This is a genomic window from Stieleria sp., from assembly GCF_041595215.1.
In the GTDB taxonomy this organism is placed as follows: Bacteria; Planctomycetota; Planctomycetia; order Pirellulales; family Pirellulaceae; genus Stieleria; species Stieleria magnilauensis.
In genome coordinates this window covers 1-9,198 of record NZ_JBFHKV010000238.1, presented here as the reverse complement: position 1 = coordinate 9,198, position 9,198 = coordinate 1, and the positions used below count along the sequence as shown (strand labels likewise).

The 9,198-nt window shown below is 59.2% G+C and carries 4 protein-coding genes and 1 tRNA gene; 3 read left to right on the top strand and 2 right to left on the bottom strand.

What is annotated here, in order from left to right; translation table 11 throughout:
• On the bottom strand, window positions 1–2,933 hold a 2,933-nt coding region (locus tag ABX749_RS11530; RefSeq protein ID WP_372896111.1), incomplete at its 3' end, for a hypothetical protein.
• A gap of 6 nt (window positions 2,934–2,939) precedes the next feature.
• The gene (locus ABX749_RS11525) at window positions 2,940–5,054 is read right to left on the bottom strand and encodes a hypothetical protein (RefSeq protein ID WP_372896110.1); all 2,115 of its coding nucleotides are present in this window, start codon (window positions 5,052–5,054) and stop codon (window positions 2,940–2,942) included.
• Window positions 5,055–5,766: 712 nt separating this feature from the next.
• Between ABX749_RS11525 and ABX749_RS11520 the strand changes: the two genes are divergently transcribed.
• The 3 genes from ABX749_RS11520 to ABX749_RS11510 all read left to right on the top strand — a co-directional run bounded on the left by ABX749_RS11520 (window position 5,767) and on the right by ABX749_RS11510 (window position 8,962).
• The gene (locus ABX749_RS11520; RefSeq protein ID WP_372896109.1) at window positions 5,767–7,380 is read left to right on the top strand and encodes a methyltransferase regulatory domain-containing protein; all 1,614 of its coding nucleotides are present in this window, start codon (window positions 5,767–5,769) and stop codon (window positions 7,378–7,380) included.
• Between the two features lie 939 nt (window positions 7,381–8,319).
• Window positions 8,320–8,393 (top strand) — tRNA-Pro (locus ABX749_RS11515).
• Between the two features lie 131 nt (window positions 8,394–8,524).
• Window positions 8,525–8,962, top strand: coding sequence for a hypothetical protein (locus tag ABX749_RS11510; RefSeq protein ID WP_372896108.1), 438 nt, complete (start codon window positions 8,525–8,527; stop codon window positions 8,960–8,962).
• Window positions 8,963–9,198 lie beyond the last annotated feature (236 nt).

Below are 9,198 nucleotides of genomic sequence, written 5' to 3'. Positions count from 1 at the left end.
TGATGTTTGACCCGCTTGGTGCTCTCGGTCGGTGAAACGACCTCCATTTCGACCGCCACCGGATCACTTTCGTTGCCGACACGATCCACACCCCGCACCAGCAACGATTTCTTGCCCGCGTCGGCTCCCGAATCGACGGTCAAGATCCACTGACGATCGGACGTCCGGGAGGCCGTGAAAATGTTTCCCGCCGCGGGAAACTCGCCGTTTCCATCGACGTCAAAGGCTGCCTGCACCTTCGTCACATCCGATCCCTCATCCCAGGCCCAAACCTCCAGATCGACTTGGCTGTTGACCGCCGCAAAACTTAAGCCGTCGGTTCGAGTCACCGGACCGACGACCGGCGGCGCGGTGTCGATCAACAACTCAATCTTGCGGAACGATTGGATTTGGTCATTGATGGTCAAACTGGCTGCGACATCGATCAGCAGATTCTCCAGTCGCTCCGCCGGCAGATCGATCAGGTGGTCCGAAACGACATTGGTCAGTTCGACGGTGCCGTCAGGCGTCGATTTGACAAACCCGATCATCACGCCGCGATCGGTCGTCAATCGAACGCTGTCCTCGGGGTGGGGCACGCCTGACCCGTCCAGATCGATTCCAAGGTTCAAGTGATCTCGGCCGTTCTCGAACGATCCAACCGGTGCATCGATCTGAACCGCAACAGGAATCGATTTCGTCGCCCCCAGAATGCCACCCTTCGACGACGTCGTCATCCGCAGATCGACCGAATCGGTGACTTCGGGAACATTCGTCAGGTGTTTGCCACAAGGCACATCAAAGATAAACGACCGGGGATAACCATCGACGTCGATATAAACCCGTGCGACATTCGGCGGCGGTGCCGTCGTCGCAATGAACAGATTCGTCGTCGGACTCGCGCGGGTGATCATCCCTTGCAGCTTGCCCCTGGTGCGACCGCTGCGGTCGTCGGCCAATCGGCACTCGACACGGACCGGAGCCCCCTCGGGCAACCGACTCGGGTCAACCGCGCTGACTTCCACGGTGATTTGCTGCTTCTTGGTGTCAAAGCCGACGCGCGGTGAGACGAACCGCCGAGGTCGTTGGATCGCAAAGCGGACGTGACGATAGGTCGATTGCCCGGTGTCGCGGTCGCTCAATTCGACTAGCATTCCGTGGGGCATGTCGGTCGACTCGATCGGTTCGGCTTTCTCCTCTTCGTCTTTGCCCGCATCGTCCTGTTTTGGTGTCGCCTCTTTCGCCTCCGCGTCTTCGCCGTCGGCTTGTTCAGCGTCTCCGGCACTGGGGAACGCCGGTTGACCGTCGCCGGGAACGCTGACGTCAAAACTGGCCAGCGGCAACGCACCGACCAGCAACGTGCTCGGGTCCGAAGGCAGCGGGCCGATCAACGATTGACCCAGGGCATAGCACCGCATCGAGATCTGTTTGGTCCGCGATGCATGATTGACGACACCGAACCGGAATTTCTCCAACCGATTGGGGTGCGGCAACAGTTCCACTCCCTCGACGTCCGACACAAACGACGCCGCGCCGCGTTCGACGTAGACTTCGGCAACGGGCAACATCAGGTCAAGTGTTCGCCGCGTCAGTAGAACGGGTGGCTTGGATTCCGCACGCGTCAACTCGGATCGCTCATACACGTCCACCAACAACTTGGTCGTTTCCGACGCATTGTCGCGCCGGACGATCTTCATCGGTAACGTTACCGTACCCTCCGCCGCGATGGTGATCGGCTTGGATCGCCAAGTTCCGAATTGAGACGGAGTGTCGAAGAATTCAGGCCGAATCGATCGGATGCCCGCCGCCGAATCGTTCGATTCACTCGAGGCAACGTTGATCACGTCGACCAATCCCCGTTCGTATTCCAACGAAACCGTGATCGAGACCTCGCGGTCGCTGGGGTTTTCAAGACCCAGAATCACCTGCCGCCAGTCGTGGTATTGCAGGTCGACCGTCGCCGGGGCGGTGATCTTGATTCGTGTCGGTTCGGTGACCGAGGCCGAGACGCGGCAGAGTCGTTCGGATTGGGCGCGGTAATGTTCCGCCCAGTCGGCGAACGTCGCCGATTGATTTCCAACGCGGTAGGTCGACATCTGTTCGAGACGTTCGGCTTGCCACTGTATAGTCGAACGAAGTTGCGTCTCCAACGACAGTGAGTTCACGTCAACGTCGTCCAACTGCCACGCATCACGCGGGTCGAGCATCCGCAACAAGCGGATCGCCATCCGTGATGCCGCCGGTGACACGGCACATGTTGACAATGCACCGTCGACTTCTATTGCCGAGCGGTAAAACGATTGCAATGCGGCACCGAATTTCAGATGTCGGTTCCAGAGTTCCGAGACGTTCGCCGCGTCGTTTGCGTCCATCGTCCGATAGACGACTTCGAACGATTGAAAGGCCGCCTCGACTTCACGCGCCGCAGTGATTGCCGCAAACGAGTCCGCAGAGACGCCCTCAAAGTGCGACAGTCCGACGTATTGCGATTCCAGTTGAGCCTGTTCGAACAGAAACTGCCATTCTTCCGGCGAAGGCATTTGACGTGCATCGCCCAGTGACATTGCACCGCCCAGTGACATGGCTGACACGTCGTCGATCGTGACGTTGGCCAGATCGTAGTTGGACGCCAGTTGCCGATCCCGTTGGTCCATCGCTGCCAGCAGATCGTTCCGCAGCGCCGAACTCAACAATGGCGTCTTGAGCAACAGATCGGCTTGATAGGAATCTCCCGGTGTCGCCGTTTGTGCCAACAGTCGTTCTGCCGCGACATCTCCACAGGCGGCTTCCAGGCGTGACTGAATCGATTCCAATTGCTCCCGCACCTTCGTCACCGTTGCGACGCTCGACTGGCCCGGATGGTTCAGCAACCCAGAAAGCTCGCCTGCGAGTTCTAGCAGCGTCGAAAGGTCGTCGTAAATCACCGAACGTCGATCGGGCACAAACCGAGACATCAAATGTCAGTGCATCAACGACGGCAGCTTGGCCAGCAGCACGTCCAACGCGCGTTCGGCCCGACGGACCTCCACGAATTCAAGCTCCGCGGCCGCGTAGATTTTTCCGGCGTCTTCGAACAACGTCCGGCATCGCTGTGGCCACTGCAAACCGACCTGGTCAAACACCAGCTGTTCGGCAAAAAAACGAAACTGGTCGGCCCGCTCCACGTCCACTCGCATCCAGCCCGGCGACAACAAATCCAGTGCCGCGACTCGCTCTCCCGCCAAACACGTCAACGCTGCGATTTGAACCAGATCCCAATCCAGCTCCGGCGAGTCGGCCAGACGTTTTAAAAACGTCATTTCAACGGTACCGGAAAACTTCGGGCGCAAGCGTGTTTTCAGCCACTCGTCAAAGGCCTCTCGCGTTTCTTGCTCCAATGCCGCCTGCAATCCCTTCACATCGATGTCCAACGATTGGCCGCGAATCACGGCAGCCGATTGTGCCAGAGCCAGACTGTGAGCCTGTTCCGGTTCAAGGATGGATAGCAGTGAAACGGTGTCGTCGGATGCGTGACCGAACAGTGACGCGAGAGGCGGTGTGGTTTTTGATGTCGCCCCAGCTGCCGGACCGGCCGGTGCTTTGGCGGGAAAGGAGTCTTCGAGTGTGGTTTCAATCTTCTCGGGATCGTATCCCTTGCCGCCGTGAAGCTGCTGTTCAAAGGCCAACAATTCGGCTTGCAGTTCCCGCCACAGGTGCGGTTTGTTTTCGACCGGACTGAAAGTCGGATCGGCCGCCGACCACGCCAATGACGCCGCATCGCGCAGTCGCCAGGCCTTGGTGAGCAGTTGCTTGGCCTTGGCCTTCTGGTCAGCCTTGGACGGATTCGATTTCGCATCGCCCGCTTCACCAGACTTGTCGGTGTTTTCGGCTCCGTCTGCGGAGTCGTCCGCGGCGCCATCGTCTGGTCCCTCGGCCGCCGAGAGATCGCCGTCGGCCGGCTGCCCGCTACCGTCGTCGCTTCCTCCGGTTTCCGCGTCGGCGCCACCGTCCGCGTCTGCCACGTCATCCGACTTCGCACCCCCGCCGGCGATCCGATTCGATGCCAACGTGACCTGTTGTCGCCGCAGCAGCCCGCGAACCCTGCCCGAACGCGCGGACGATCCGCCGCCACCGGCCAGCTCATCAGGTGGAATGATCAACGACGCGGCCGTCAATTCCTGATCCGGATCTTGTTCAAACAACGTCAGCAGTCTGGGATCCGACTGTCCAGCTTTGCCACCACCCCAGATCAGTTGCGGAGTCTGCTCCGCCCCACGGTCGGTACTTTGGGCGACCCACTTGGACACGTTTGCCGACGTAAACGCGACCAGTTCACTCAACTGAATCGCTTGATCATGATCCAAGTCCGCGGCACCCTTGAGTCCTTCGCCGACAAACATCCCAAAAACACTTCGCCGGGCGGCGCGTGAAACATGCGAGTACTGCAGGGACGAATGTGAACAATAGACCCACAACGAAGGGTCCTTGGATTGATGCACCGCCTGTTCCAACAGCCTGGGGAAATCGTTGCCCAGGACGCCCAGTCCAGGGTCATAGTCGATGGTTCCCGCATTGATCAGGATCAACTTCGTGGCCGCGGGCGATTGTCGGACTTGGTCGATCAGCGTTTCAACCGACACCCGCCCCAGATCCGGCTGCCGCAAGTCAAAGTTGTCACACAGCAAGTAGGCGGACGCGTTGTCGGTGACCCCGTGCGCGTTGATGTACAAGATCAGCTTGTCACGCGACGAGATCCTCGCCTCCGCCAATCGGTTTGCCAGTTTCTTGGCTGCTTGTGCCGAATGCAACACGTCGCTCTGGTCGCGAACCTTCGCCTCTTCGATCGACGCGATCGCATCCAAGTCCTCGGCCACGAACGCGATCGGCGGCGCGTTGAATGCCTCGTTGCCGCGTGATCCCAGCAGCACCAAGTGAGTTTGTGGTGCAAAAAATGGCGGGAACAACAGAAACACCAGAACAACCGTCAGAGCGATCAGCCCGATCACGATCGCCGCCCGCCGCAGGTCCCGCGCCAGTTTGGCGCGACTCCGCTTCTTTGCCGCTGCCTGCCACGACGGTTGCTGATTCGGTTGCATGATAATCCGTTCTGCTCAAATCAAGATGGCTGTCCCGTCTGGCATCGTGCCGTGGAACAATGTGGGTAGCGCCATCGGCATGATGGCCTGCTCCGCGCGGTGCCCGTTGCGACGCGAACGCACAGCGCTATACTCTCTTCGACGATTCCGCACCTCGTCCGCTCGCAAGCGTCACGCAGAGATGCTTTTACGGGATGAACGGTTTGCGCCGTCTCGATGACTGTGAAAGGTTGCCGAACGTGACGAATGTACCGCGCCCCAAACCGAATCGCTTCCATGACAGCCACGGAAGTCGAGCAGACTGAACGGACACACCCGAGTGTCTCCCCGTCACCCTCCTGGCAGGCATTAGTATCGACACAAGTCGCTTTTTGCCCAAAGGGCATGCATATCCATAGCCTGGGGCAAGCAAACCGAGCATTTGCGAGGGTTGCGCCGCCCCAGGAACGTCATCGCAATGAGGTTCAATTTGGCCAACGGCCATGCACAACCTTCTGACATGCAAAAGATGTGTAGATACCAATGCCCTGGGGGAGGGTGACGAAAACCCATTATGATCAACGGCTTAAAAACCGCACGACCTCTGTGCGGGAGGGTCGAGCGAAGCGAGGGGAGGGCTCTCACCGAGGCTCCCCAGCCGATCCCATCACCTCTCCATCCCGTCGCAATCCACCCCTCTCCTCTCCGCCAACCCCCAACCACGTGCCCCTCGATGCCGTCCGAATCCACACCACCGTTCAGCTACGACGAGTATCCCTATGCCAGCTATCCCTATGCGTCCAGTCACCCGCGCAATCTAGCCGCCCTGGCTCAGCTCTTTGGGATGCAGCCGGCCAACGTTTCGCGATGTCGCGTCTTGGAAATTGGATCTGCCGCGGGAGGCAACTTGATTCCGATGGCTGCCCGTTTTCCCGGTTCCGAATTCCTGGGCTTGGACGCGTCGAAGCGTCAGGTCGAAGAGGGCAAGCCGGTCATTGACGCCTTGTCGCTGACCAACATCACGCTGCGTCATCAAGACATCCTCGAATTCGATTCCTCCGAAGGCAAATTCGATTTCATTATCTGCCACGGAGTCTATTCGTGGGTTCCGCCAGAGGTTCAAGAAAAGATCTTATCCGTCTGCCGTCACCATCTCGCCGAAAACGGGGTGGCTTACGTCAGCTACAACACCTACCCGGGCTGGTACCTGCGGCGCGGGGTGCGTGAAATGATGAGCTATCACGCATCGGGATTCGATGACACGCAAACCAAGATCAATCAGTCACGCGCCCTCGTCGATTTTCTCGCCTCGGCGGTCCAACAGAATCAAGACGCTTATGAAAAACTGTTGCACGAAGAACTGAGCATCGTGCGGGCCAGCGAAGACAGTTACATCTACCATGAACATCTCGAAGACTACAACGAACCGCTCTTCTTTCACCAATTCGTGTCCCGCGCCGAGGCGAGTGGATTACGGTTCATGTGCGAAGCTCAATTCGCCAGCATGATTCCGAACGAGTACGGCGACGAGACGCGAGGGACATTGTCGAAGATCGCGCCCGGGTTGGTTCAGATGGAGCAGTATTTGGACTTTCTTCGCAATCGAAAGTTTCGGCAATCACTGCTCTGCCACTGCGACGTCCAACTCGATCGAGCCATCGGTCCAGAGCGGCTCAAGCGTTTGTACGTCAACTCACCGTTGGCCGAACAAGAGCCCGAGAACGCAGACGCGGACGATTCACGCGACACCCATGTTTTCGAACACGCCTCTGGCCGCACCCTGACCGTCGGCAATCCGATCCAGGTTCACGCGTTCCGCCATCTCGCATCGATCTGGCCCTGTGACGTTTCGATCGATGCCTTAGCCGACATCGCTCGTCAAGCCATTCCGGCCGAGCAGCGACCTAGCGTCGAAGAGTGTCGTCATGAGTTGTACGAGACGTTTTTGGAACTGTATTCGTCCAGTCTCGTTGCGCTCTACGCGGCGCCCTCCGACTGCACCGTGGAAATCGGCCCGACGCCGGTCACAACCGAACTGATCCGTCATCAAGCCGAGCAGGACAGCCGGGTGACCAATCTGCGACACGAATCGGTTCACCTGGACGACTTCGAACGCGAGATCATCAAACGCATGGACGGCGTCGCAACGATCGATCAAATCGCCGCCGCGCTACTGGAATTTGGAGTCGCGATGCAGGCGGAGTCACCGGACGCAGAATCGCCGGATCCGAAAACAGAACTCCAGTCGGTCACCCCCACCCAGGAGCAACTCCGCGCCGTCGTCGAGCAAAAGCTGCAACGATTCGCCCAAACCGGCCTACTCGCCTCACCCAATGCCCGACCGTAGCGGAACAAGCCAAGAGTCTCTCGACGCAATCGAACCACACCCGAAATCAGCGGTATCGCGCGAGCCTACGGGCCACTTCTTGGACACCAAACGGTATGCATTTGTTAGCGGAAGGGCGCGAGCCCTCCGGTCCGTCAACTTTGACACCGAGCGGCGTATTGATGTTAGCGGAAGGGCGCGAGCCCTCCGGTCCGTCAACTACTTTGACACCGAGCGGCGTGTTGATGTTAGCGGAAGGGCGCGAGCCCTCCGGTCCGTCAACTGACACCAGATGGTGTGTATCTGTTAGCGGTAGGGCGCGAGCCCTCCGGTCCGTCAACTTTGACACCGAACAGAGTGCATTGGATACCGGTGGGACGCCAACCCAATCCCACTAAGTTGACATCAACGAGGAACCCGCTCGCGTTGGCGCGAACCGGCCGATGTCGAAGGATGATCAGCCGTTTGGCGCGAGCCTACGGGCCCCAACGCAAGGAACCGACGCCTCACTTTGCGGCAGACCGCGAGCCTTTCACTGTGTTCCAAGACCGCCACCGGACGTCTCCCGCCGTTCCGCCATCTCATCCGATGCCCAGGAAACGGCATGGAGCGTCGACCGCCGGAGGGAATCCAGCGGGATCCCAAGGCTCCGGCGGCTCGACACCATGCCTCGGCCTTTGTCTCCAATCCGCCTTGTCTCCAATCCGGCTTGTGCGTGCCCGTCGGGCTTTCCGCGGAGCCAGCCAAGGACTTGGCAACCGCCATTCCGTCGGCGGGGGTTGGGGAGCCGGGAAAAAGCGGTCGGAGGAGTTTTCAGGTGGGTATTTGCAGCTCGGCGGGGCGAGGTTATATTACGCGTCCGCTCGGGTTGCGACGGTCGATTGATCGGGACGCAAGCCGAGCGAAGAGATCCGTGAGCGGGTGGGTTTTCCAACGAAACCCGCATCACAATCCCACCATCGGGGCGTGGCTCAGCCTGGTAGAGCGCTACGTTCGGGACGTAGAGGTCGCTAGTTCGAATCTAGTCGCCCCGACTGTCGAAACATCAAACGCCTATCGTCGTAATCGGCGATGGGCTTTTTTTTGGCAGCGTGGGTATGGTGATTGCAGGATTGACAGCGGCATCAACACGCACTGCAGAGAGGCTCCGCATTCGATGACAAAATTGCACGATAAGATTGCTCAGGCGAAAAAACGGCGTGCGCGGCGTGAACGTGAGGGCAAAGTCGTCTCGGCTCCGCAGGTCAAGCTCAAAGCGACCACTGGTGAGCGGAATCGGATGACCCAGCAGCACCCCCGAATCCTGCTTAAGATCGAGCAGACGCTCGTTGCGGTGGGGACCGAAGTCGGTGCCGATGACGCCGACGTCGATACCGCCATCCGCGCGATCTTGGAGCGGAAACCGACGGTCCGCGGCGCCGCACAGCAGTTGGTCGAATCGCTTAACCCCAGCCAACTGCAGTTCTCATGTGACGAAGAAACCTGGCACGCTGGGTTGCGGGTGATCTACCGATCGGTCACCACCCGCAGCAAATGCCGCCGCGGCGACACCGACTACCTGGACTACGCCACCCGTTTCGTCGCCAACGCCGCGAAGGGATGAATGGTGCGAATGATGAATGGTGCCACCCACCACGTGTGATCTGTGCGTCCCTCCTGCTGAGTTGCTAGTGGGAGCGTTGGACTTCGTTGTCGTCGCGGTTTGGTGGGTGGCGCCAAATCATGCCCTTGGGAGGTAAGAAAATTGCCGACGACCAAGGATCGCAGCGGGAGTTCATTTTCTTACCTCCGAAATCTTCTTACCCATTTCCAGCGGCCGATTCGGGAAGGAGTAGCAAT